The following is a 22933-nucleotide window of genomic DNA, read 5'->3' on the forward strand; positions in this document are numbered from 1 at the left end:
CCTTCACCAATGGAGACATGGGATGGCCACGGTCACCTTCCGGGATGAGACTGCCACGGGCAGGCCTTTAGAGGAGTTCGCGCTCCCCGATCTTCCAGACAGCATCTCGGCACGGGAGCTGGTACGACTCCGCGTGCGCGAGGAGGTCGCCCGGTACAACGCCGCGCCCACCGCCACGTACAACGGCCTGGTCCGCCCGGTGGACGCCGAGGTGGAGCTGAACGGCTACCGCATGGGCGCGAGACGCTGGATCGACTGGGAGCGGCAGGCCGACATCGCCGAGCAGGCGTTCCAGCGCAACGGGTTCCTGCTGCTCATCGGGGAGCGCCAGATCGTCGACCTGTCCGAGGAGATCGATCTGATCACCGATTCCGTCGTGTCCTTCATCAAGCTCGTCCCGCTGGTCGGAGGCTGACATGGGCGTCATCGACGACTTCCCGCGCGCTCACGATTACTGGATTCGTGAGCTCGATGCTTCGATCCGGGACGCCTTCACCCGCTTCGACGGCGCCTTGGAGGCCGGGCATGCTTCCCTCGATGAGCTGGTCGAGGGCTCAGATGATCACTATCGGCGGATGTTCGGTTACTGGACGCAGATGCGGCTCTCCCTCGGGAACGATGGCGGTCACGACCACGAGGAGCACGTACTCCGGGCGGTGCGGTCCGTCGCGGAAAGCGACATTCCGTGGACCGCCCAAGATGTCCGCTTCCTCTGGGGAATCGCCAACGCGCTGATGACCTGGCTGCACACCAACTATCCGGAGCTGTACCGCATCCCGCTGGCCGCCGTCCGGCGCCTGGACTACGCGGAGCGCCGCCGGATCCTGGAGGGCACACCGAACTGGTTCCGTCGCCACCACAAGCCGGTCTGGGAGGCGGTGCACGACCAGCTCGACGACATTCTGACCGAACCGGCCGAGAACGGCCCGGCCGGGGTGGTGCGTAACGTGGCGTGGGACTGCGACGACTTCGCCTGTCTCTTGGCCGAGAAGTACGGTCCAAGGCTGGCAGATCCGGCCGTACTGCCCCTGCTGCGCCACTGGAACACCGCACGGTCCGCCAGGCCCAGCGGCAGGTGGCTCAAGACGGCGAAGACGCTGCTCACGGCCGAGGCGGCCGATCTCGTCCGGGAGCTCCTCGGCCTGATCGCCGCGCGCAGGGAGAAGACGACCCAGCACCGGGCCGACAACGGCTACGAGTGGCGGGAGACCGTCTTCCTGCACGAACGCACGGCCATACCCGTGCGCGGCATGGTCTGGACGTGCGAGCTGATCGACGAGCCGTGGGTCACCTCACTCCTGGGCGACGTCGCCGTCACGACCGGAACGGGAGTCGGTGGTTCGGGGGCCAACTCCCGGAGCGAGATGCTGGCCAACGCCGCCGTGGGCACCATGGCGCGCAGGGGCGGGCTCGACACCGTGGCGCAGCTCGCCCGCGTCCAGGCCAAGGTCCGCAAGAAGTCCGTGCTCACGAACGTGAACCGCACGCTGGACGTGGTGGCGGAACAGGCGAGGCTGTCTCCGGAGCAGTTGCTCGACCGCACGGTACCGGCCTTCGGACTCGGCCCGGAAGGGGTGCGCGAGGAGAAGATCGGTGACTGTCTCGTACGGCTCTGCGTGGACGGTCCCGCTCTCCGGTTCGTCAACGCCTCGGGCAGGGCGGTCAAGTCGGCGCCGCAGTCGATCCGCAAGGAGCCGGCGCTGGCCGAGCTGAAGGCCACGCTCAAGGAGCTGAAGCAGGCGCTTCCGGCCGAGCGGTTCCGGCTGGAGCGGTCCCTGATCACGGAGCGGATGTGGCGCTGGCACCAGGTCGAGGAGTTCTTCCTCGACCACCCCGTCACGGGCCCGTACGCGCGCACCTTGATCTGGCAGATCCTGCAGGGCCCGGCGGGCATCCCGGTCAAGATGGACAATGGGTGGGAGCTCACCGATCCCCTGGGCCGCCGCATCCAACTCCGGCCGGACACCCCGGTACTACTCTGGCACCCGATCCGGGAGACCGCCGAGGACGTGCGCGCCTGGCGTGACCACCTGCTGGACGCCGGGGTGCGCCAGCCGTTCAAGCAGGCCTTCCGCGAGGTCTACCTGCTCACCCCCGCCGAGGAACGCACCGCGACCCACTCCAACCGGTTCGCCGGCCATGTGCTGCGGTACGGCCAGGCCAAGGCGCTGCTGTCCCAGCGCGGCTGGACCGGCCTGTCCATCGGCCACTGGGACTACGAGTGCGACGGCGACCAAGGCGAGGCGCTCAAGGAGCTGTCCGGGTGGCGGGCGCGCTGGGGGATGCGCGTGACCTCAGGCGCCGAGGCCGACGAGTGGGGCACGGCGTCGTTCTGCCTCAGCGAGGAGCTCCACTTCTACCACCGGCCAGACGATGCCCGCGGCCAAAACGAGCGGGCGGGCTACCTCATCCCCCGCGACGGCATACCGCTGACCGAGGTTCCGCCTCTGGTGCTGTCCGAGGTGCTGCGCGACGCCGACCTCGCCGTGGGGGTCACCTCGGCCGGGCTCGACCAGCAGGCGATCGGCGGGCACGAGGAGTACTGGCACTCCTACGGCTTCGGCGAGCTCACCGAGACCGCCCGCACCCGCAGGGACGCGCTCGCGCGCCTGTTGCCACGGCTGAAGATCGCCGGCCGGGCCGAGCTGACCGACCGGTTCCTGCGCGTACGCGGCGACCTGCGCACGTACAAGATCCACCTGGGTTCGGGGAACATCCTGATGGAGCCCAACGACGCCTACCTCTGCATCGTCCCCGGCACCGACCGCGCGGCGAGGACGGTCTTCCTCCCCTTCGAGGAGGACGGCGGCATGCTGTCGGTCATCCTCTCCAAGGCCTTCCTCCTGGCCAACGACACCACCATCACCGACCCCACCATCACCCGCCAACTCACCGCCTGACGCCGCCGGTCGCTTCAAGGCCGAGCCCTTACGGACGGAAGGCACCCGCCAGGCGGATGTCAGCCGGCCCGGGTCACGTTGAAGATCCTCATCAGCTCGGCCTTCTCGTCGATCCGGAAGAACAACACGCCGAAGTCACCGAAGAGCGTCTGCCGGAACTCCGTCTCCTTGATCATGCCGAGCGACTCGTACCGGCCGGCGAGCCGGGTGAAACAGAAATTCAGCCGGAACGGACTGGGAAGGCATATCAATGGCGCCGGACACGCTCAAAGAGATTCGTCTGCCCAGCGATCCCATCTCGGCGCCGGATATGAGCCCCGCAATGGCCGGGTGTGCGGGAGCCATGGTCTGGGTGGCAGCCACACCTTGCCCCGTCACACGGGTGCCGGGAGGGCCTATCACTCCTGAGGCGCCTTGCTTTACCTTTCCGTCCATGGCTCGTACGTACTGTCTCCGGGGAGCACCCAGACCTCCGCATCAGGCCTGGTAATCGTCCGTAGCAGCGTCGCCTTGCCGGTCGCCTTCGAGACCCGGTAGATCGCCACCCCCGTCCGGGTCTTCGATCGGACGGTCATGTGACCAGCCTGGTCGAAGTTCAGGTCGTCGATGTACTGCCCGCGCGGCAGCCGCACGGTCACCGTGCCGCTCGTGTGGCCGGTACGCAGGTTGAGCAGGCGCAGCTTGCGGAACTTGCCCGACGTACCGACAGGCACCGCCGCCGTGAGGTAGTCATTCGCCAGCGCCATCGGGTGCAGCCGCGTCTTCAGCCGCATCCGGGCACGCAGTCCTCGATCGAAGACCGTCAGCCGTTCCCCTACCAGCAGCAGCCGCTTGCTGTCCGGGCTGAAGCCGACGAAGCTCCACGCATCCGTCCCTCCGGGAGGCGGCAACACCTTACCTTTCCGCAGGTCCGCCAAGACCCCCAGCCCCGGCGCCGAGGTCTCTGTGACCACATAGCTGCCGTCGTCCGACACCACCGGCCACTCCTCGTAGATGGAGTACGCCGTGAGCCGCTTCCGTGACACCGCCCTTTCCTTACCGTTCAGAGTCCGCTCGACAAACAGCCCATCCGATTACCGGAAATAAAAGAAATGCCGCCTATCCCCACTGACCAGGAACGGCGCCCGCGCACCGACATTGATCGAAAGATCCCCAGTCGCCACGGTGAGCGCTTCGGGCACCTCCACCACATCTCCGTTGGTCAGCACCAGTTCCCAGGTCTGTGTTCGCTGCGCGTACGCGATCGTGACCGGGGTGGCAGCCGCCGCGGGCTGTCCGGTCAGTGTTACGGCGGTCAGGAGAAGTGTCGCGAGAACCGTACGAAGTCCCATGCTTCATGAGATGCCAGAAGTCTTCAGAATGTTGCCGGTCTCTTCTGAGGTTCGAGTGCCACGCCCACAGAGCTGAGAGCCCGCTGAAGGTCTGTGCGATGGCTGCGGGCACGACGACCCGCCAGACCGAAGCAGTTGGCTAGAGCACGACCTACCCTCCCACGACCGGAGCAGTTGGCTAGCTCTCGGAGAGGACGAGCATGATGTGCTCGTTCTCTCCGTGCTCGATCGTGCCGGTGCGCTGGAAACCGCATTTCTCCAGCAGCCGCACCGAGCCGGTGTTCCCGACGTAGGGATCGGCGTAGAGGGGGCGGGTCTTCTCCTCCTGGAGGAAGAGCATCATCGCCGTGCCGCCGATGCCCCGGCCCCAGAACGCGCGACCGTACCAGTAGCCGATGAAGCGCCGCTCCTGCTCCCACCAGGACACGATGTTGCCGGCGAGCTCGCCGTCGACGATGACCGCCCGCACCAGGACCGTGGGATCTCCAAGGATCCTGGTGGCCCAGTGGGCCATGAAGACCTCGCGCTCCCGGGGAGGGAACTTGGACCGCCGCACGGCCTCGGGGTCGTGCTCCTGCTCCAGGAACACTTCCAGGTCGGCTTCGTCGACGGCCCTCAGCCGCAGATCGTCACTCATGCCGAGCGAGTCTGCCACCCGCCACCGACACTTCTCAGCGAGCGTCGACGATCATGCCGGCGCCGACGGTGCCGTTCGTGGTCTCGTCGATCAGGATGAAACCGCCGGTGAGGCGGTTCCTTGAGTAGTCGTCCACGAACAGGGGCTGGGTGACCCGCAGCGACACCCGGCCGATCTCGTTCAGCCCGAGAGAGGTGGCCGCCTCGTCCCGGTGCAGGGTGTTGACGTCGAGCCGGTAGTGCAGGTCGCGCACCAGCGCGCGAGCCGTGCGGGTGGTGTGCTTGATGACGAGCTTGGAGCGCGGGCCCAGCTTGAGGCCGTCGGTCATCCAGCAGACCATCGCCTGGAGGTCCTGGGCGACCTGGGGCCTGTTGTTGGGCCGGCAGATCATGTCACCGCGCGAGATGTCGATGTCGTCCTCCAGGCGGAGGGTGACGGACATCGGCGCGAAGGCCTCCTCGACGGGCCCGTCGAAGGTGTCGATCGAGGCCACGCGCGTCGCGAGGCCGGACGGCAGATGCAGCACCTCGTCACCGGGCTTGATCACGCCGCCCGCGACCTGGCCGGCGTACCCGCGGTAGTCGTGGAAGGCGGGGTCGGTGGCCCGCTGGGGACGGATGACGTACTGCACGGGGAAGCGCACGTCGACGAGGTTACGGTCGGAGGCGATGTGCAGGTTCTCCAGGTGGTGCAGCAGCGAGGTGCCCTGGTACCACGGCATGTTCTCCGAGCGGGACACCACGTTGTCACCGTGCAGCGCCGAGATCGGGATGAACGTCAGGTCGGAGACGTTGAGCTTGGCCGCGAACGCCGTGAACTCCTCGCGGATCTCCTCGAACCGGTCCTTGGAGTAGTCGACGAGATCCATCTTGTTGACCGCGAGCACCAGGTGGGGCACCCGCAGCAGCGTGGTGAGGAACGCGTGGCGGCGGGACTGCTCGACCACGCCCTTGCGCGCGTCGATCAGCACGATCGCCAGATCGGCCGTGGAGGCGCCGGTGACCATGTTCCGGGTGTACTGGGTGTGGCCCGGGGTGTCGGCGATGATGAACTTCCGCTTCGGCGTGGCGAAGTAGCGGTAGGCCACGTCGATCGTGATGCCCTGCTCGCGCTCGGCCCGCAGGCCGTCGGTGAGCAGCGACAGGTCGGTGTACTCGGTGCCTCGGTCACGGCTGGTGCGCTCGACGGCCTCCAGCTGGTCCTCGAAGATCGCCTTGGAGTCGAAGAGCAGGCGTCCGATGAGGGTCGACTTGCCGTCGTCGACCGAGCCCGCCGTGGCGAAACGCAGGATGTCCATCAGAACTGCTCTCCATCGGTAGTGCGGCCGGCGCGGCGGGGGAACGGACCCGGGACAGGGAGGAGGGGCATCAGAAGTAGCCCTCCTTCTTGCGGTCCTCCATGGCGGCCTCGGATGCGCGGTCGTCGGCCCGCGTCGCGCCCCGCTCGGTGATGCGGGTGGCGGCGATCTCGGCGATGATCTCGTCCACCGTGGCGGCATCGGACTGCACCGCGCCGGTGCACGTCATGTCGCCCACGGTGCGGTAGCGCACGACGGTCTCGAACGTCGGCTCGTCCTCGTCGCGGTTGACGACGTCGGCGTCGGCGAGCAGCATGCCGTCGCGCTCGAAGACCTTGCGGGTGTGCGCGAAGTAGATCGACGGGATCTCGATGCCCTCGCGCCGGATGTAGTCCCAGATGTCGAGCTCGGTCCAGTTGGACAGTGGGAAGACGCGGATGTGCTCGCCCTTGCGGATGCGCGCGTTGTAGAGGTTCCACAGCTCAGGACGCTGGTTCTTCGGGTCCCACTGGCCGAAGTCGTCGCGGAAGGAGAACACGCGCTCCTTGGCACGGGCCTTCTCCTCGTCGCGCCGCGCGCCGCCGAAGACGGCGTCGAACTCGTGCTCCTCGATGGCGTCGAGCAGGGTGGTGGTCTGGAGGCGGTTGCGGCTCGCGCGCCGCCCGGTCTCCTCGGTCACCCTGCCCGTGTCGATCGAGTCCTGGACGGACGCGACGACGAGGCGGGCGTTCAGCTCGGTGGCGCGCCGGTCACGGAACTCGATGACCTCGGAGAAGTTGTGCCCGGTGTCCACGTGCATCAGCGGGAAGGGAATCGGCGCCGGCCAGAACGCCTTCTCCGCGATGCGCAGCATGACGATGGAGTCCTTGCCGCCGGAGAAAAGAAGACAGGGGCGCTCGAACTCGGCGGCGACCTCACGCATGATGTGAATGGCCTCGGCTTCGAGGACGTCGAGCTGCGACGTCGTGTAGTCGCTCTGAAGCATCTACTCTTCCTCCGGGAGTCTTGCCCTAACGGTGCACGTCGCGGATGCCGGCGAGCAACGTTGGCGCCAGATCCGGTAGGGAGACCAGGATATCCGGCAACGAGGGGTTGCCCTGGTTGTAGATCAGCGGGGAGCCGTCGATGCGGCTCGCGTGGGCTCCCGCGGCCTGCGCGACGGCCACGGGCGCGGCAGAGTCCCACTCGTACTGGCCTCCGGCGTGGACGTACGCCTCGACCTGCCCGGTGAGCACCGCCGCGATCTTCGCGCCCGCCGAGCCGATCGGCACGAGGTCGGCGCCGACGAGGTACGCCAGCTTCCTGACGAACTCCGGCGGCCGGGTGCGGCTGACCGCGATGCGCACCCTGCCCTCGCGTCCGCTGGACGGCTGCGCGGCGCTCGGAGCCGGGCCGTGGGCGGTCAGTGCGGGCGGCTGGGCGGTGGTGAGCGTCAGGCCCTGGGCGGGCAGCGCCACGGCCCCCGCGACCAGCTCACCCTGCCCGCCTGATCCGCGGGGTGTGCGCTGCCACAGGGCCACGTGGACGGCCCAGTCGGATCGCCCGATGTCGCCGAACTCGCGCGTGCCGTCGAGCGGGTCGATGATCCAGACGCGGTCGGCGGACTGGCGGCGCGGGTCGAGCCGCTCCTCGCGCGTGCCCTCCTCCGACAGCACGCAGTCGCTCGGCCGCAGGCGCGACAGCGACTCGGCGAGGTAGGCGTGGGCCTCGCGGTCACCCGCCTGGCGCAGGGCCACGGGGTCGTCGAACCCCTGGCGGGAGCGCAGCGCGAGCAGCCTCTCACCCGCCTCGGCCGCGAGATCTCTGGCCAGTGCGTGGTCGTCGCGTATCGTCACGTTGCCCTTCCTGATGCCGCACCCGAGTGCTCCTGGCCCCGGGTCAGTAAGCACCCGAGCCGCGTGCCACGGCGGACCAGGTCTTCCACAGGATCTGAAGATCCAGCATGAGAGACCAGTTCTCGACATAACGCAGGTCCAACCGTACCGATTCCTCCCAGGAAAGATCGGATCTGCCGTTCACCTGCCACAGACCCGTCATCCCCGGACGAACGACCAGTCGCCGCCGGACGTCGTCACCGTACCCGGCGACCTCCTCGGGAAGCGGAGGCCGGGGCCCGACCAGCGACATGTGGCCGAGCAGGACGTTGAGGAGCTGCGGCAGCTCGTCGAGGGAGTGGCGCCGCAGCCAGCCGCCGAGCGGGGTGACACGCGGATCGCCCCTGATCTTGAACAGCAGGCCGTCGCCGTCACTGACGAGGTGGATCTTGTGGCGCTCGGCGTCGCGGCTCATCGTACGAAGCTTCAGGATGGTGAACTCCACGCCGTCCCTGCCGACGCGGGTCTGCCGGAACAGCGCCGGCCCGGGGCTCGTGGCCCGCACGGCCAGCGCCAGCGCGGTGAGGACGGGCGCGAGGACGGCGATCGCCACGGCCGCGACCGTGCGGTCGAAGAGGTTCTTGAGCAGCTGGCGGACCCCGGACAGCTCAGGGTGCTCGACGTGCAGCAGCGGCAGCCCCGCCACCGGCCTGATCGTCGTGCGCGGCCCTGCGACCTCCATGAGCGCCGGGGCGACGACGAGGTCGGTGCGGGTCTTCTCCAGCCGCCAGGCGAGGCGGCGCAGGGCGGTGCCGTCGAGCTCGGGACAGGCGAGCACGGCCACGGTGTCGGCCGCGGCCTGGCAGACCACCAGGGGGATGTCGGAGAAGTCGCCCAGCGCGGGGACGCCCTCGACGTCCGCCATGAAGTCCTCGCGCGGCAGGCAGGCTCCCACGATCTCCATGCCGTGGTACGGCTCGCGCCGGAACAGGCGGACGAGGTCGGCGACGGACGCCCGGTGGCCCACCGCCACCACGCGGCGCATGCACAGCCCCCTGGCCCGCATCACGTGAAGCCTCCAGCGCAGGCCGTACCGGCAGGAAAGGGTGAGCACCGTCATCAGCGGGAGGGCGAGCACGACGTACCCTCGGGCGAGGTCGGTCTTGGTGACATAGGCCGTGATCGCCACTCCGGCGGTGAGGAAGAACCCGCACTGGGTGATGCGCCGGAACTCCTCGGACCCGACCCCGATCAGCCGCGCCTCGTACGCCCGGTTGAGCCCCACCATGGCGACCCACAGCACCGGCAGGACCAGGCTGAGCAGGAGATAGGGCGTGACGTACGGGGTGACCTCACCGAAGCGCACGACCACGGCGGCGGCCCCGGCGAGGAGACCGCACGCGAGATCGGCGGCCATGGCCTGGAGGCGGTGGCGCCGCGCCCACCCGGGCAGGGACGGGCGACCGGGTAAGGCGGCATTCGACGCCTTCCGGACGGTGACCGCCGACCTCTCGCCGTCCACCACGCATCCTCCCCGTAACCGATCGGGCACCGTCCGTGAGGGATGCTAGCGGCAACATGAGAGAATCTTGGGGAAATCCAGAAACTCCGCGGAGCGCTCGCCTAGCGCGGCGGCTTGACCGGCTTCAGGTCGGAGGGGTGGAAGGTGTTCTGCGTGGCCTCCAGGCCCGAGACGATCAGCGACTCGGCCACGTCCGCGGCGCGGTCGACCAGCAGTGGCAACTCCTTGCGCTCGGCCGTGGCGAAGTCCCGCAGCACGAAGTCGGCCGCGTCCATGCGGCCGGGCGGGCGGCCGACGCCGAAGCGCACCCGCAGGTAGTCCTTGGTGGCCAGCGACTTGCTGATCGACCGCAGGCCGTTGTGCCCGTTGTCGCCCCCGCCGAGCTTGGCGCGCAGCGCTCCGTACGGGATGTCCAGCTCGTCGTGGATCACGATGACGTTCGCCGGGGCGACCTTGTAGAAGTCGGCCAGGGCCTTGACGGGCCCACCGGAGAGGTTCATGTACGACCGGGGCTTGGCCAGCACGGCGGGAGCGCCCGCGAGGCGCCCTTCGAGGACCTCCGCGTGGGCCTTGTGCGCCTTGAACCGGCCGCCCACCCGGGCGGCGAGCTCGTCCAGCACCATGAACCCGGCGTTGTGCCGGTTACCGGCGTACTCAGGCCCGGGGTTGCCCAGCCCGACGATCAACCAGCGGTCCACGACAGACCTCTCCGTTCCACTTCAGCGCCTGGCCTTCGAGCGCCCTTCATACCGAACCCCTTGATACCGAACAGGGCAGCCCGGTGACCGGTGACCGGCCTCCTGGCTGCCCTGCCGAGGATACGGGAGACTACTCGGCCGACGCGGCGGACTCGGCCGCCTCGCCCTCCGCGGCCTCGCCGGCCCCGGCGGTGGTCGGGACGTTGATGACCTGCAGGACGACCGTCTCGGGCTCGGCGATCAGGGAGGTGCCCTTGGGGAGCTTCAGGTCGCCGGCGGTCACGACGGCGCCGATCTCCAGGCCCTCGATGTCGACCTCGACACCGGTGGGGATGTGGGTGGCCTCCGACTCGACGGAGATGGTGATGAGCTGCTGGTCGAGCAGGCCGCCCGGGGCGATGTCACCGGTCGTGGTGACCGGGATGTCGACGGTGACCTTCTCGCCGCTCTTCACGAGGAGCAGGTCGACGTGCTCGTAGAACCCCCTGATGGGGTCGCGCTGGACGCCCTTGGGCAGCGCCAGCTCGTTGACGCCCTCGCCTTCGAGGCGGATCAGCACGTTCGGCGTGCGCAGAGCGAGCAGCAGCTCGTGGCCCGGCAGGGTCAGGTGCTTGGGGTCGATGCCGTGGCCGTACAGGACGGCGGGGACCTTGCTCTCGCGGCGGATCTTGCGCGCGGCGCCCTTGCCGAACTCGGTGCGGGTCTCGGCGGCGATGCGTACCTCGGACACGGCGTGTCTCCTAGGGAATCTCAGTGAATGGAAGGCGCTCACCCTCACCCGCCCTAGCGGAAGGCGTTACGAGCGCGAACAACCCTCAAAGACTACCCGCCCGCCGGGTACGGCCGGTCCATCAACGGAGGCGTTGCACGACGCGGACCATGCCTCGTACTTGGCTGAAGGCCCGCGCGGAAAGCCGGACGGCCCCCGACCGGAGTGGTCAGAGGCCGTTCTTGGGCGGTGAGGTCAGCTGTCGCCTTCGAAGAGGCTGGTCACGGAGCCGTCGTTGAAGACCTCGCTGATGGCGCGGGCGATCAGCGGGGCGATCGACAGGACGGTCAGCTTGTCGAACCGCTTCTCCTCGTGGATGGGCAGCGTGTTGGTCACGACCACCTCGGAGATGCGGGAGTTCTTCAGGCGGTCGACGGCCGGGTCGGAGAAGATCGCGTGGGTGGCCGCCACGATGATGTTGGTGGCTCCCTGCTCGTACAGCGCGTCGGCCGCCTTGCAGATCGAGCCGCCGGTGTCGATCATGTCGTCGATCAGCACACAGGTGCGGCCCTTGACCTGGCCGACCACCTCGTGCACCTTGACCTGGTTGGCCACGTCGAGGTCGCGGCGCTTGTGGATGAACGCGACCGCGGTGCCGAGCTGGTCGGCCCAGCGCTCCGCGAGGCGCACCCGGCCGGTGTCGGGCGACACGATCGTGGTGTTCGCGGGGTCGAGCTTGCCGCTGAGGTAGCGGTGGAGCACCGGCAGGGCGAACAGGTGGTCGACCGGCCCGTCGAAGAAGCCCTGGATCTGCGGGGTGTGCAGGTCGACCGACATCAGCCGGTCGGCGCCCGCGGTCTTGAACAGGTCGGCCATCAGCCGCGCCGTGATCGGCTCGCGGCCACGGCCCTTCTTGTCCTGGCGGGAGTAGCCGAAGAACGGCAGGACAACGGTGATCCGCTTGGCCGACGCCCGCTTCAGGGCGTCCACCATGATCAGCTGTTCCATGATCCACTTGTTGATCGGCTCGGTGTGGCTCTGCATGACGAACGCGTCGCTGCCCCGGACCGATTCGAGGTAGCGGGCGTAGATCTCACCGTTGGCGAAGTCGTGCAGCTTGGTGGGGGTGATCTCGATGCCGAGGTGCTGCGCCACCTCCTCCGCGAGCTCGGGATAGGCCCGCCCGGAGAAGAACATCAGGTGCTTCTCTCCGGTGGTCTTCTTGCCGGTCATGCTTCCCTCCTCGCCTGGCGCTTGGCCCGGCGCGCTCGCGAAAGCATCGCCGTGCCTCTCGGCAGGCTCAGCGTGCTCGTTCATTTCGTGCTCCCCCGCTGTTGTTCCCCGGCCTGCGTGGCCTGGTCGGCCTGTGCGGCCTCGTCAGCCGTCGCACGCCGCGCGGCCTCCGCCGAAGCGGTGCCCGCGCGCCTGCGCGCGACCCACCCTTCGATGTTGCGCTGGTGCGCCCGGCCCACCGCCATCGCCCCTGGTGGAACGTCGCTGGTGATGACCGAGCCGGCGGCGGTGTAGGCCCCGTCGCCGATCGTGAGCGGAGCGACCAGCATGTTGTCGCTGCCGACCCTGACGTGGTCGCCGACGGTCGTGTGGTGCTTCTCGACGCCGTCGTAGTTGACGAAGATGCTCGCGGCGCCGATGTTGGTGCCCTCGCCGATTGTCGCGTCGCCCACATAGGTGAGATGCGGCACCTTGGAGCCCTCGCCGACGCGGGCGTTCTTCATCTCGACGTACGCGCCGGCCTTGGCCCCGCGTCCGAGCACCGTGCCGGGCCTGAGGTAGGCGAACGGGCCGACCGAGGCCCCCTCGCCGATCTCGGCCCCCTCGCAGACGGAGTTGCGCACCACGGCCCCCGCGCCCACCACCGTGTCGGTGAGGGTCGTCGCGGGCCCGACCACGGCCTCCGCGGCGATGGCGGTGCGTCCGTGGAGCTGGGTGCCCGGCTGGACCACCGTGTCGGGCTCGATGGTCACCTCGACGTCGATCCAGGTGGTCGCGGGGTCGACGATCGTGACCCCCGCGCGCATGTGGGCCCGCAGGATGCGGGTGTTGAGGACCGTGCGGGCGAAGGCGAGTTGCACGCGGTCGTTCACGCCTTCGACCTCGACGTGGTCGGCGGCGACGTACGCCCCCACCCGGTGGCCGTCCTCCCTGAGGATCGACAGCACGTCGGTGAGGTACTCCTCGCCCTGGGAGTTGGCGGTGGAGACGCGCTTCACGGCGTCGGCCAGCAGCAGCCCGTCGAAGGCGTAGACGCCGGAGTTCATCTCCTTGATCACCCGCTGCTCGGGCGAGGCGTCCTTCTCCTCGACGATCTCGAGGACGGCTCCCGTGGTGTCGCGGATGATGCGGCCGTACCCCGTCGGGTCGGGGACCTCGGCGGTGAGCACGGTGACGGCGTTGCCCTCTGCCCCATGGGTGGCGAGCAGCTCGGCCAGGGTCTCGGTGCGCAGCAACGGCGTGTCGCCGTAGGTCACGAGGATCGTGCCGTTGATCGTGCCGACCGACTCAAGGACGGTGCGGACGGCGTGGCCCGTGCCGTTCTGCTCGGTCTGGACGACCGCGTGGGCGTCGGGGCCGTTTGTGGCGAGGTAGGCCTGGACCTGTTCACGCGCGTGGCCGATCACGACGATCAGGCGTTCGGGCGCGAGGCCTCTGGCGGCGGTGAGCATGTGGTCGACAAGGGCGCGACCGCATAGCTCGTGGAGGACTTTGGGTTTGCTGGACTTCATCCGGGTTCCCTCGCCGGCTGCGAGGACGATGACGGCTGCCGGGCGCGGCACACTCACGGACTGAGGCTCCCTCGGCGTCGCGGCTGAGACATGACGGTGCGGGATATGACGCACGGCCACCACCCAGGCACCGCACGGCCACCCGCCCGACACCGTGAGAATACCTGCCGCCTCCCCGGACCGATCCAGCCCCCTCGGCGAAGAGGACTGACAATCTCGGACGCGGGCAGCGCGGGACCGCGAGGAAAGAGTTCCGGCGCCTGGACTCGAACCAGGACAACCCTGCTCCAAAGGCAGGTGGGCTGCCAATTACCCCACGCCGGATCGATTCGAGACCTTCCCAAACCGCGGTGACAAGGATACCCACCAGAGCCCCTTACCGTTCAACGCAATTCCCGCGACCGGCGGGACAAGGACGCCCTCATGGCCCGGCCGGGCCCGCCGCGCGAGGCGCGCGCGTCGTTACGGCCGGGCCATACGGCCGAGCCTCGCCCCTCCGCGTGCCGCGCGGCGATTCCCCTGGTCAGCACGGGGGTCCCGGGGACAGGAACGCATCCTTTGGGACATCTCGGCCAGCCTTTTGGCCTGCCGCGCGCGTTGCTCTAACAGATACGGGCATGATTGCGCAAGGCGTGGATCCGCCACCGGATGACGCCCGAAGCGTCATCTTCTCCACATTACAAGCTTAGGGATTCCTAACTTACGATGGCGTAGGTTACGGTTACGTAGCTACAGATCGTCAGTACTTCGTCGAGAATCACGTGAGGTAGCCCATGACCGTCGTCGTAGACCGTTCGACGCCGCCGCCGCCCCCCCGGCCCGATCTCGAGCCCGAGCCCAAGAGCAACTTCGAACGTGTCCTCCTGGTCATCTTCGTAACGCTTCCGTTCCTGGCGCTGCTCGCCGCCGTGCCGATGGCCTGGGGACACTTCCTCGGCTGGAGCGACGTCGCGATCACCGCGTTCTTCTACGTCTTCACCGGGCTCGGCGTCACCGTCGGTCTTCACCGCTACTTCACGCACGGGTCCTTCAAGGCGAACCGCCCGCTCAAGATCGTGCTTGCCATCGCCGGCAGCATGTCCCTGGAGATGGGCGTCATCGACTGGGTCGCCACGCACCGCCGCCACCACAAGTACTCCGACAAGGAGGGCGACCCGCACTCGCCGTGGCGCTTCGGCAACGACTGGAAGGCGCTGACCAAGGGCCTGCTGTTCGCCCACATCGGCTGGATGTTCTCCTCCGAGCGCACGAACCAGGAGCGCTTCGCCAAGGACCTGATGAACGACAAGGACGTCGCGCGCATCCACCGCGCGTTCCCCTGGCTCGTCTTCGCCTCCCTGGTGCTGCCCGCGGTCATCGGCGGGCTCGTGACCTGGTCGCTCACCGGCGCGCTCACCGCGTTCTTCTGGGCCAGCCTGGTGCGCATCGCCCTGCTGCACCACGTCACCTGGTCGATCAACTCGGTCTGCCACGTGTTCGGCGACGAGACCTTCGAGGTCCGCGACAAGTCCCGCAACGTGTGGTGGCTGGCCATCCCGTCCTTCGGCGAGTCCTGGCACAACCTGCACCACTGCGACCCGACCTCCGCCCGCCACGGCGCGCTCAAGGGACAGCTCGACCCGAGCGCCCGCGTGATCCGCTGGTTCGAGCAGGCCGGCTGGGCGACCGACGTCAGGTGGCCGACCCCTGAGCGTCTGGCGGCGAAGCGGCTTGGGTGATTCAGCCCCTATGTCGGGCCGCCGGTCGGCGGCCCGAACCCCCATTCCCTCCGCGTCTGACCCTTCAAATCTCGATAGAGCTGTGCAAACCGGGACGTTGGCGGTTGCCGTGTCCGCCGCGCCCGCCATTATTAGACCCATGACCGAACCGCGATCGCGCGTACGCATGACCGGTAAGGAGCGCAGGGAACAACTGATCCGCGTCAGCCGCACCCTGTTCGCCGAGAAGGGCTTCGACGGCACCTCCATAGAGGAGATCGCGGCCAGCGCGAAGGTCTCCAAGCCGGTCGTCTACGAGCACTTCGGCGGCAAGGAGGGCATCTACGCCGTCGTCGTCGACAGAGAGATGCAGCGGCTGCTCAGCCTGGTGGCCGTCGCGCTGAACGCCGGCCATCCGAGGATCCGCCTCGAACGCGCCGCCCTGGCCCTGCTGCAGTACGTCGAGGAGTCCAGCGAGGGTTTCCGCATCCTGGTGCGCGACTCCCACGCGGCCTCGGGCACCGGCACGTTCGCGAGCCTAATCAGCGACATCGCCAGCCAGGTCGAGGACGTGCTCGCCGACCAGTTCGCCGACCGAGGGTACGCGCCCACGCTCGCCCCGATGTACGCCCAGATGCTCGTCGGCATGGTGGCCCTCACCGGCCAGTGGTGGCTGGACGCCCGCAAGCCCGACCGCGAGGAGGTGGCCGCCCACCTGGTCAACCTCGCCTGGAACGGCCTGACGGGGCTGGAGGCCCATCCCGGCCTCACCGCCGCCTCCACGCGCGGGCGCCTCGCGGTCCCTCCCGTCATCGAGCTCCGCGGCCTGACCCGGCCCACGGAGAAGGAGCTCAAGGAGCTGGAGAAGGCCCGCGAGCGCGAGCTGAAGGAGCAGGAGAAGACCCGAGAGAAGGAGCTCAAGGAGCAGGAGAAGCTCCGCGCGCGCGAGCAGCGCGAGCAGGAGAAGCTCCTTCGCGACCAGGAGAAGCTCCGGGCACGCGAGCAGCGCGAGCTTGAGCGGCTGGAGGCGCAGGAGCGCCGCGAGCAGGAGAAGATCCGCGCACAGGAGCTCAAGCTGCTGGAGCAGAAGGCCAAGCAGGCCGAGCGGGAGGCCGCGCGGCGGGCCCGGCTCGCCGCCGAGAGCGCGGAGCGGGTGGAGTCGGTCGAGCGCGTAGAGCTGGTGGAGCGCGTCCCGCTTGTGGAACGTGCCGAGCTCGTGGCGGGCGCGGAGCACGGGCAGGCAGGGGAACATCGGCAGGGCGGCGACCCGGCATCTACGGGTAAGTAAAACCGTCGTTGCTAAAAAGTTAACGTGCCGTTCAAGTAAGTAGGGCATTTTGGACATATGTCCGCCGAGATCGTGCCGCCGACCCCTGAAGGACACGACGACCTGCCTCTTTCCCAGGAGCGCTTCCTCAATCGAGAGGAGAGCTGGCTCCACTTCAACGAACGGGTACTAGAGCTGGCCGAAGATTCTTCTGTGCCACTGCTGGAACGGGTGCGCTTCCTCGCCATCTTCGCCAGCAACCTCGACGAGTTCTTCCGGGTGCGCGTCGCGGGACTGAAGCGCCGGATGGCGACCGGCCTGCTGCTTCGCACCAAAAGCGGGCTCAAGCCCCGCGAGGAGCTGGCCAGGATCGCCGCCATCGCCGACGATCTCGCGCAGCGCCACGCGGCCGCCTACCACAAGCAGGTCTGCCCCCAGCTCGCGAGCGTGGGCATCGAGGTGGTGCGCTGGGACGACCTCGACAGGGACGAGCGCACGGCGATGCGCAAGCTGTTCCGCGAGCGGGTCAGGCCCGTGCTCACGCCGCTGGCCGTGGACCCCGCTCACCCATTTCCGTACATTTCGGGCTTATCACTCAACCTCGCGGTCACGGTGCGCAACCCGAGCACCGGGCACACCGTGTTCGCGCGCGTCAAGGTCCCCTCGCAGCTCCCCCGCTTCGTCTCGGCCTCCAAGGAGCGCTTCGTCCCGCTGGAGGACGTGATCGCCGCCCACCTCGGCCAGCTCTTCAAGGGCATGGAGGTGGTGGAGCACCACGTCTTCCGGGTGACCCGCAACGAGGACCTCGACGTGGACGAGGACGTCACGGAGAACCTCATGCAGGCCCTGGAGAAGGAGCTCCTGATGAGGCGCTTCGGGCCGCCCGTGCGGCTCGAGGTGGAGGACACGATCAGCCAGGCGGTGCTCGACCTCCTCGTTGACGAGCTGGACGTGTCCGACCACGAGATCTACCGGCTGTCCGGCCCGCTCGACCTGACGGGGCTGCACGCGATCGCCGACCTCGACCGGGGCGAGCTGAACTTCACGCCCTTCGTCCCCGCGGAGGCCGTCCACGCCGAGGACGACATCTTCTCGGTCCTGCGAGAGCGCGACATCCTGGTCCACCACCCGTACGACTCCTTCTCGACCAGCGTGCAGCGGTTCATCGAGCAGGCGGCGGCCGACCCCAACGTGCTGGCCATCAAGCAGACGCTCTACCGCACCAGCGGCGACTCCCCGATCGTGGACGCGCTGATCGACGCCGCCGAGGCCGGCAAGCAGGTCGTGGTCGTGGTGGAGATCAAGGCGAGGTTCGACGAGCACGCCAACATCACCTGGGCGCGCAAGCTGGAGCGCGCGGGCTGTCACGTGGTCTACGGGGTGCTCGGCCTGAAGACGCACGCCAAGCTGGCGCTGGTCGTACGGCAGGAGCCGTCCGGCGAGCTCCGCCAGTACTGCCACATCGGCACGGGCAACTACAACCCGAAGACCGCCCGGCAGTACGAGGACTTCGGCCTGCTCACGGCCGACCCGCTGGTGGGCGAGGACCTCACCGACCTGTTCATCCACCTGACCGGCTACTCCGCCCACTCGGCCTACCGGCGGCTGCTGGTCGCCCCGCACTCCATGCGGGGCGGGCTGCTGACCAGGATCGAGCGGGAGATCGCCCACCACGCGGCCGGCCGCCCCGCGCGCATCCGGGTCAAGACCAACTCGCTGGTGGACGAGCCGCTGATCGACGCCCTGTACGCGGCGTCGAGGGCCGGCGTGCCCGTCGACCTGGTCGTGCGAGGTGTGTGCACGCTCCGGCCGGGCATCCCAGGTTTGTCGGAGAACATCCGGGTCAGGAGCATCCTGGGACGGTTTCTCGAACACTCGCGGATCTACGAGTTCGGCGGCGGCCGGCGGCCGGAGATCTGGATCGGGAGCGCCGACCTGATGCGCCGCAACATCGAGCGCCGGGTGGAGTCGCTGGTGAAGGTCAGCAGTGCGCAGCATCGCGCGTACCTCTCAGAGCTGCTCGACCTGTCCATGGCCGACACCACCAGCAGCTGGTGGCTCAACGGCGACGGCACATGGGTGCGCCACCACCTCGGCGAGAACGGCGAGCTCCTGCTCGACCTCCAGTCCCATCTGGTCGGAACCCGGCGGTGGAGGTCCATCGATGACTGAATGCCATGTCCACCCGACCGACATCGTCCGCGCCGGCGGGGCGGTCGTGTGGCGGGGCGACAGCCGCGATCCCGAGGTCGCGGTCGTCCACCGCCCGAAGTACGACGACTGGTCCTTCCCGAAGGGCAAGCTGAAGCCCGGCGAGCACGTCATCGCGGGCGCCCTGCGCGAGGTGGCCGAGGAGACCGGGCTCAGCGTCGCGCTCGGCCGCCACCTGCCCCCCGTCCACTACATGAAGGGCGGACGGCTCAAGCGGGTCGACTACTGGGTGGCGCGGGCCATCGAGGAGGTCGCCCAGGAGCCCTCCGACGAGGTGGACGCGCTCGTGTGGCTGCCCGTCGAGGAGGCGCGCGCCCGGCTGACGTACGAGTGGGACGCCGGGCTGCTCAGGGCGTTCGGCGCGGCGCCGCTTGAGACCACGCCCTTCGTCGTGGCCAGGCACGGGTACGCGGGCACGCGCCAGGACTGGAGCGGCGACGACGACCTGCGCCCCCTGGACGAGGCGGGCGAGGCGCAGGCCACGACCATCGCCGACCTGCTGTACGGCTACCGGCCGACATCGCTGGTCAGCTCGCCCAGCAGGCGGTGCGTGCAGACGCTCCTGCCGTACGCCGCCAGGGAGGTGCTCAAGATCCGCACCGAGCGGCTGCTGACCGAGACCGAGTACGACACCTCGCTCTCGCTGTCGCTGGTTCTGTCCATCCTGGACGAGGGCAGGCCGACGGCGCTCTGCGGCCACGGCAAGGTGCTGCCCGAGCTGATCACGGGCATCTGCGAGCACCGCTTCGACGGCCACGCCGAGGACACCCACCTGCGCAAGGGCGCGATCGCGGTGCTGCACCACACCGGCGGGCGCATCGTGGCGGTGGAGCGTTACCTCACCTAGCGGGGCCCGTCCCCTCAGGAACGGTCCTCGCCGGTGACCTCGGCCCAGACCCCGGGGAACTCCGAGTGGGAGCGATCGGCGTCGGCGCGCTCGATGCCGAGGAGCAGGCCGTAGGTGAAGGTGTCCTCGCCCGCCTCGCGCGCCCTCTGGGCCTCCTCCAGCACGATCTGCTGGGCGACGATGCCGTCCTGGTACAGCCCGAGCACCTCCTGTACGGCCTTGGCGCGCTTCGCCAGCACGGACGCCTGGTCTCCCAGCAGGGGCTTGAGCGCGTCGGCGGTGTAGCGGGCGCGCTTGGCCGCCTTGCGCACGTCGTGCATGGCGATCTCGCGCTGCTCGGTGTCCTCGATGGCCTGGGCCGTCTCGTACTTGCCGACCACGCGCTTCCAGCTCTTGCCGGCGACCTTCGCGAGCGTCCTCTCCGCGTCCTTCATGGCGAGCGGGGTGAGCGGCGGTGCGGCGACCAGCGCGTCGAGCCGGTCGAGCAGGGCGAAGTAGCGCTCCCCGCTCATCACCCCGGTGACGCGCACGAGCGCCGCACGCTCGCGTTCCGCCAGGTCGTCGCCGAGGCGGGTGCGGATCCTGCCGACGACCAGGTCGGGGTCGAGCGTGTCCAGGTGGGCGGCGAACCGCTCGCGGATGACCTCCAGGTCGCGCACCTCGCCGAGGACGTTGGCGATCCACCGCAGCTCGTCCTGGATGCCGGTGGTCTCCGCGACCACTCCGGAGAAGGACTTCAGCGCGCTGCGCATGCGGCGGCTCGCCACCCGCATCTGGTGGACGGCGTCGGGGGTGGCCCGCCGCACCTGCGGGTCCTGGGCGACCAGCGCGGCCACCTGGGACCTCAGGTAGTCGACCACGACCCGGCCCGCCGTGCCGTCGTCGGGGTCCGGCACCGGCGTGACCGGGATGCGCGGGCCGAGCAGACGGGCGAGCTTGTTCGCCGAGCCGGCCGGGGTGGCGCCGGCCTTGCGCAGGATCTTGCCGACCCGCTTCAGCACGTCGGCGTCCCCGCCGACCAGCTCGGCCTCGACCTCGCGCCAGCGGTCGACGTGCCGGTCCTCGCCGAACACCGTCCCCTTGACGTGGTCGTCCGCGACCTCCAGCAGCGGTCGGCCCTCGGCGTCGCGCAGGCTGGTCACCTTGCGGAGGGTCTCCAGCTCGGCGACCGGGATCAGCGGCTCGCCCCGGGTGTACGCCTGGACCAGATCGGCCAGCTCCCGGGGCACGATCTTGGCGCTTCTGGTCAGGGGACGGGCGATCTCGTCGCGCACGCCCTTGGCCTTGGGCAGCTTGAGGTGCCATCCGGCGTCCTCGCCGCCACGGCGCCTGCGCAGGGTGATCCCCCGGGCGGCGAGCCGCAGATCGGGCGTGTCGAAGTAGAGTGCGGTCAGATTGTGGCTCACCAGGTCGACCGCCTCGGCGCAACCTGGGACCCCGGTGAACTCGGGAGTCTCGAACTCCGCCGGCACATCGAACTTGTCTTCGATCTCGATTGCCATGGTTACCCCGCAGCTAGCCGACTTTCGACCATAATGTCACTTTCAGCTGAACAAGGGATGGTGCAGGCGCGGACGGAGGGTGCCATTGGCCACGGACGAGGACCATGAGCACGATGTGGTCGTGGCCGCCGCGCGGGCGGGCGACCGATCCGCGTTCGCCGCGCTCGTCGAGCGCCACCGGAGAGAGCTGCGGGTGCACTGCTACCGGATGCTGGGCTCGTTCGACGAGTCGGAGGATCTGGTGCAGGAGACGTTCCTGCGCGCCTGGAAGAGCATCGGCGCCTTCGAGGGTCGCTCGACGCTGCGCGCCTGGCTGTACCGCATCGCGACGAACGCGTGCCTCGACGCCCTGGACGGCCGGGCACGCCGGGTGCTCCCGCAGGACGTGACGGCGCCGTCGGATCCGAGCGTCCCGCTGCCGCCCGACACCGACATCGCCTGGCTGCAGCCGTTCCCCGATCGGTTGTGGGAGCCGGCCGCGCCGAGCGAGGCGCGGCCCGACATGGCGGCGGTCGCCAGGGAGACGATCGAGCTGGCGTTCCTGGCCGCGATCCAGCATCTGCCGCCCAGGCAGCGTGCGGTGCTGATCCTGCACGACGTGCTCGGCTGGCCGGCGAAGCAGACCGCGGCGCTGCTTTCAGGCAGCGTGGCGTCGGTGAACAGCGCCCTGCAACGGGCCAGGGCGACGATGAGGGAGCACCTGCCCGAGCGCCGCCTTGAGTGGGCGCCGTCCACGGAGCCCACCGAGGAGGAGCGGGCGGTGCTGCGGCGGTACATGGAGGCGGTCGAGCGCGCCGACGTGGCCGGGGTCGCGGCCCTGCTGGCCGAGGACGTACGGGCGACGATGCCGCCGTACCTGATGTGGTTCCAGGGACGCGACGCGGTCGTGGCCACGCTGGCCGCGAGCTGGGACCCTGGCTCGCCGCACTACGTGGGCAGCTTCCGGATGGTGCCCACGGGGGCCAACCGGCAGCCGGCCGCGGCGGCCTACGTGCGGGGCCCCGGCGAGCCCGCCCACCGCGCCTTCGCGATCGCCGTGCTCGGGATCGAGGAGGGCCGCGTCGCCGAGCTCACCGCCTTCCACGACCCCGGCCTGTTCGCGGCGTTCGGCCTGGCCACGGCGTTGCCACCGGCGCACCGATGAGTTTTCGCGCGATCCTCCGTCTCAACAGGGGCCAGCCGGAATTCGCTCCTCGACGGAGGTCAGATCATGGGTAAGTTGATGTATTCGGTCACCATGTCACTGGACGGCTTCATCGCCGGGCCCGGTGGTGACATGTCGTGGCTGACCGATCATCTCGGCCCGAACCCGCTGGTGGGCGAGGTCATCGAGCAGATCGGCTCCCTTCTCGTCGGCAACCGCACCTTCCGCGGCGACGACCCCCACAGGGGCACCGACAAGGAAGGCAAGCCGTTCGGCGGCGGCTGGGAAGGACCGCAGTTCGTGGTCACCCACCACATCCCGGACATCACGGTGCCCGACGTCACCTTCGTCGGCGACCTCGACAGCGGCGTGGCCGCGGCCAAGGCCGCCGCCGGCGGCAAGTACGTCAACGTCCTCGGCGCGAGCATCGCCCGGCAGTGCCTCGAAGCCGGCGTGCTCGACGAGATCCTCGTGCTCATCGCTCCGGTCCTGCTCGGGGACGGCGTCCGGCTGTTCGACCACCCGGGCGGCACCAACATCAGGCTCGAACGCCTCAGCCTGACCGAGGCGCCGGGGGCGACGAACCTCTGGCTGCGCGTGCTGAGGTAAGCCG

General features: G+C 69.1%; 20 protein-coding genes and 1 tRNA gene. 8 read left to right on the top strand and 13 right to left on the bottom strand.

Features of this window, described 5'->3' with window-relative positions:
• Nucleotides 1–22 precede the first annotated feature (22 nt).
• Both ACOZ38_RS41515 and ACOZ38_RS41520 read left to right on the top strand, forming a co-directional pair.
• Nucleotides 23–415, top strand: a complete 393-nt coding sequence (locus tag ACOZ38_RS41515; protein WP_424536337.1) for a hypothetical protein — start codon at nucleotides 23–25, stop codon at nucleotides 413–415.
• Nucleotide 416: 1 nt separating this feature from the next.
• On the top strand, nucleotides 417–2900 hold the full coding sequence (locus tag ACOZ38_RS41520) for a DUF4132 domain-containing protein (RefSeq protein ID WP_424536338.1): 2484 nt from the start codon (nucleotides 417–419) through the stop codon (nucleotides 2898–2900).
• Nucleotides 2901–3319: 419 nt separating this feature from the next.
• Here ACOZ38_RS41520 and ACOZ38_RS41525 read toward each other — a convergent pair whose 3' ends face one another.
• From ACOZ38_RS41525 to ACOZ38_RS41580, 12 genes are all read right to left on the bottom strand, one after another.
• On the bottom strand, nucleotides 3320–3925 hold the full coding sequence (locus ACOZ38_RS41525; RefSeq protein ID WP_424536339.1) for a hypothetical protein: 606 nt from the start codon (nucleotides 3923–3925) through the stop codon (nucleotides 3320–3322).
• Between the two features lie 48 nt (nucleotides 3926–3973).
• Nucleotides 3974–4231 (bottom strand): hypothetical protein, encoded by a 258-nt coding sequence (locus tag ACOZ38_RS41530; RefSeq protein WP_424536340.1) that lies wholly within the window; start codon nucleotides 4229–4231, stop codon nucleotides 3974–3976.
• 178 nt (nucleotides 4232–4409) lie between these two features.
• On the bottom strand, nucleotides 4410–4868 hold the full coding sequence (locus ACOZ38_RS41535) for a GNAT family N-acetyltransferase (protein WP_424536341.1): 459 nt from the start codon (nucleotides 4866–4868) through the stop codon (nucleotides 4410–4412).
• A 34-nt stretch (nucleotides 4869–4902) separates the two neighbouring features.
• Complete coding sequence (gene cysN / locus ACOZ38_RS41540; RefSeq protein ID WP_405141852.1) at nucleotides 4903–6165, bottom strand: sulfate adenylyltransferase subunit CysN; 1263 nt, start codon at nucleotides 6163–6165, stop codon at nucleotides 4903–4905.
• Nucleotides 6166–6235: 70 nt separating this feature from the next.
• On the bottom strand, nucleotides 6236–7150 hold the full coding sequence (gene cysD / locus ACOZ38_RS41545; RefSeq protein WP_424536342.1) for a sulfate adenylyltransferase subunit CysD: 915 nt from the start codon (nucleotides 7148–7150) through the stop codon (nucleotides 6236–6238).
• 25 nt (nucleotides 7151–7175) lie between these two features.
• Entirely contained in the window at nucleotides 7176–8000 is an 825-nt protein-coding gene (locus ACOZ38_RS41550; protein ID WP_424536343.1) for a 3'(2'),5'-bisphosphate nucleotidase CysQ, read from the bottom strand.
• A 43-nt stretch (nucleotides 8001–8043) separates the two neighbouring features.
• Nucleotides 8044–9396 carry a sugar transferase gene (locus ACOZ38_RS41555; protein WP_424537187.1) on the bottom strand — a complete coding sequence of 451 codons (1353 nt, stop codon included), beginning with the start codon at nucleotides 9394–9396 and terminating at the stop codon, nucleotides 8044–8046.
• Nucleotides 9397–9602: 206 nt separating this feature from the next.
• Complete coding sequence (gene pth, locus ACOZ38_RS41560) at nucleotides 9603–10199, bottom strand: aminoacyl-tRNA hydrolase (protein ID WP_424536344.1); 597 nt, start codon at nucleotides 10197–10199, stop codon at nucleotides 9603–9605.
• A 130-nt stretch (nucleotides 10200–10329) separates the two neighbouring features.
• Entirely contained in the window at nucleotides 10330–10929 is a 600-nt protein-coding gene (locus ACOZ38_RS41565) for a 50S ribosomal protein L25/general stress protein Ctc (protein ID WP_424536345.1), read from the bottom strand.
• A 234-nt stretch (nucleotides 10930–11163) separates the two neighbouring features.
• Nucleotides 11164–12141 carry a ribose-phosphate diphosphokinase gene (locus ACOZ38_RS41570; RefSeq protein ID WP_424536346.1) on the bottom strand — a complete coding sequence of 326 codons (978 nt, stop codon included), beginning with the start codon at nucleotides 12139–12141 and terminating at the stop codon, nucleotides 11164–11166.
• Between the two features lie 80 nt (nucleotides 12142–12221).
• Complete coding sequence (gene glmU / locus ACOZ38_RS41575) at nucleotides 12222–13709, bottom strand: bifunctional UDP-N-acetylglucosamine diphosphorylase/glucosamine-1-phosphate N-acetyltransferase GlmU (RefSeq protein WP_424536347.1); 1488 nt, start codon at nucleotides 13707–13709, stop codon at nucleotides 12222–12224.
• A 194-nt stretch (nucleotides 13710–13903) separates the two neighbouring features.
• Nucleotides 13904–13976, bottom strand: a tRNA-Gln gene (locus tag ACOZ38_RS41580).
• Nucleotides 13977–14425: 449 nt separating this feature from the next.
• Here ACOZ38_RS41580 and ACOZ38_RS41585 point away from each other — a divergent pair.
• From ACOZ38_RS41585 to ACOZ38_RS41600, 4 genes are all read left to right on the top strand, one after another.
• On the top strand, nucleotides 14426–15370 hold the full coding sequence (locus ACOZ38_RS41585) for an acyl-CoA desaturase (RefSeq protein WP_424536348.1): 945 nt from the start codon (nucleotides 14426–14428) through the stop codon (nucleotides 15368–15370).
• Nucleotides 15371–15509: 139 nt separating this feature from the next.
• Nucleotides 15510–16637, top strand: coding sequence for a TetR family transcriptional regulator (locus ACOZ38_RS41590; protein WP_424536349.1), 1128 nt, complete (start codon nucleotides 15510–15512; stop codon nucleotides 16635–16637).
• A 57-nt stretch (nucleotides 16638–16694) separates the two neighbouring features.
• Nucleotides 16695–18788, top strand: a complete 2094-nt coding sequence (locus tag ACOZ38_RS41595; protein ID WP_424536350.1) for an RNA degradosome polyphosphate kinase — start codon at nucleotides 16695–16697, stop codon at nucleotides 18786–18788.
• A complete protein-coding gene (locus ACOZ38_RS41600; protein WP_424536351.1) occupies nucleotides 18781–19674 on the top strand; it encodes an NUDIX hydrolase in 894 nt (297 codons plus the stop codon). Before ACOZ38_RS41595 ends, ACOZ38_RS41600 begins: the two co-directional genes overlap by 8 nt.
• Before the next feature lie 14 nt (nucleotides 19675–19688).
• Here ACOZ38_RS41600 and ACOZ38_RS41605 read toward each other — a convergent pair whose 3' ends face one another.
• Nucleotides 19689–21176 carry a CHAD domain-containing protein gene (locus tag ACOZ38_RS41605; RefSeq protein WP_424536352.1) on the bottom strand — a complete coding sequence of 496 codons (1488 nt, stop codon included), beginning with the start codon at nucleotides 21174–21176 and terminating at the stop codon, nucleotides 19689–19691.
• Between the two features lie 85 nt (nucleotides 21177–21261).
• Here ACOZ38_RS41605 and ACOZ38_RS41610 point away from each other — a divergent pair, with 85 nt between their 5' ends.
• Together ACOZ38_RS41610 and ACOZ38_RS41615 are read left to right on the top strand one after the other, a co-directional pair.
• Nucleotides 21262–22320 (top strand): sigma-70 family RNA polymerase sigma factor, encoded by a 1059-nt coding sequence (locus ACOZ38_RS41610; RefSeq protein WP_424536353.1) that lies wholly within the window; start codon nucleotides 21262–21264, stop codon nucleotides 22318–22320.
• 66 nt (nucleotides 22321–22386) lie between these two features.
• The gene (locus tag ACOZ38_RS41615; protein ID WP_424536354.1) at nucleotides 22387–22929 is read left to right on the top strand and encodes a dihydrofolate reductase family protein; all 543 of its coding nucleotides are present in this window, start codon (nucleotides 22387–22389) and stop codon (nucleotides 22927–22929) included.
• The last annotated feature ends 4 nt before the right edge of the window (nucleotides 22930–22933 follow it).

Origin of the sequence: Sphaerisporangium viridialbum (assembly GCF_049674955.1) — a bacterium.
Classification (GTDB): Bacteria; Actinomycetota; Actinomycetes; order Streptosporangiales; family Streptosporangiaceae; genus Sphaerisporangium; species Sphaerisporangium viridialbum.

Excerpts from the sequence above, each read along its gene's own strand:
- ACOZ38_RS41515 (WP_424536337.1), top strand. The coding sequence starts at position 23 with ATGGCCACGGTCACCTTCCGGGATGAGACTGCCACGGGCAGGCCTTTA.
- ACOZ38_RS41520 (WP_424536338.1), top strand. The coding sequence starts at position 417 with ATGGGCGTCATCGACGACTTCCCGCGCGCTCACGATTACTGGATTCGT.
- ACOZ38_RS41530 (WP_424536340.1), bottom strand. The coding sequence starts at position 4,231 with ATGGGACTTCGTACGGTTCTCGCGACACTTCTCCTGACCGCCGTAACA.
- ACOZ38_RS41535 (WP_424536341.1), bottom strand. The coding sequence starts at position 4,868 with ATGAGTGACGATCTGCGGCTGAGGGCCGTCGACGAAGCCGACCTGGAA.
- cysN (WP_405141852.1), bottom strand. The coding sequence starts at position 6,165 with ATGGACATCCTGCGTTTCGCCACGGCGGGCTCGGTCGACGACGGCAAG.
- cysD (WP_424536342.1), bottom strand. The coding sequence starts at position 7,150 with ATGCTTCAGAGCGACTACACGACGTCGCAGCTCGACGTCCTCGAAGCC.
- ACOZ38_RS41555 (WP_424537187.1), bottom strand. The coding sequence starts at position 9,396 with ATGGCCGCCGATCTCGCGTGCGGTCTCCTCGCCGGGGCCGCCGCCGTG.
- ACOZ38_RS41570 (WP_424536346.1), bottom strand. The coding sequence starts at position 12,141 with ATGACCGGCAAGAAGACCACCGGAGAGAAGCACCTGATGTTCTTCTCC.
- ACOZ38_RS41585 (WP_424536348.1), top strand. The coding sequence starts at position 14,426 with ATGACCGTCGTCGTAGACCGTTCGACGCCGCCGCCGCCCCCCCGGCCC.
- ACOZ38_RS41590 (WP_424536349.1), top strand. The coding sequence starts at position 15,510 with ATGACCGAACCGCGATCGCGCGTACGCATGACCGGTAAGGAGCGCAGG.
- ACOZ38_RS41595 (WP_424536350.1), top strand. The coding sequence starts at position 16,695 with ATGTCCGCCGAGATCGTGCCGCCGACCCCTGAAGGACACGACGACCTG.
- ACOZ38_RS41600 (WP_424536351.1), top strand. The coding sequence starts at position 18,781 with ATGACTGAATGCCATGTCCACCCGACCGACATCGTCCGCGCCGGCGGG.
- ACOZ38_RS41605 (WP_424536352.1), bottom strand. The coding sequence starts at position 21,176 with ATGGCAATCGAGATCGAAGACAAGTTCGATGTGCCGGCGGAGTTCGAG.
- ACOZ38_RS41615 (WP_424536354.1), top strand. The coding sequence starts at position 22,387 with ATGGGTAAGTTGATGTATTCGGTCACCATGTCACTGGACGGCTTCATC.